The 360-nt window shown below is 66.9% G+C and carries 1 pseudogene; it reads left to right on the top strand.

The window, feature by feature from the left end:
* Positions 1-165: 165 nt before the first annotated feature.
* A pseudogene (locus G6018_RS17355) lies at positions 166-360 on the top strand (IS3 family transposase); the annotation flags it as partial.

Below are 360 nucleotides of genomic sequence, written 5' to 3'. Positions count from 1 at the left end.
TGTTCGCAGCGATGCGCGCCGACGAAGCACGGCCCGTGGCCGAGGCCACGTCGCCGCCTCCAACTGCAGCGCCACGCACTCCGATCCCTGCAATTCAGGCGGCGGCGTGAGCGGGGCTTGACATAGGAGCATCGCGGAGCTGGACCGTCCACAGCGCTGAAGGTTGAGTTCATCGACCGCCACAAGGACGAACACGGTGTCCAGCCGATCTGCGACGCACTGTCCGAGACCAGCGCCGCGATCGCGCCTTCGTCCTACTACGCCGCCAAGACCCGACCGCCCTCAGCGCGGTCTGTCCGTGACGCCGCACTGACGGCCGCGATCACCACGATGTACGAGGAGAACTACCACGTGTACGGC

It is taken from the genome of Dietzia sp. DQ11-44, assembly GCF_014145205.1.
In the GTDB taxonomy this organism is placed as follows: domain Bacteria; phylum Actinomycetota; class Actinomycetes; order Mycobacteriales; family Mycobacteriaceae; genus Dietzia; species Dietzia natronolimnaea.
This window is presented reverse-complemented; position numbering and strand designations above follow the sequence as displayed.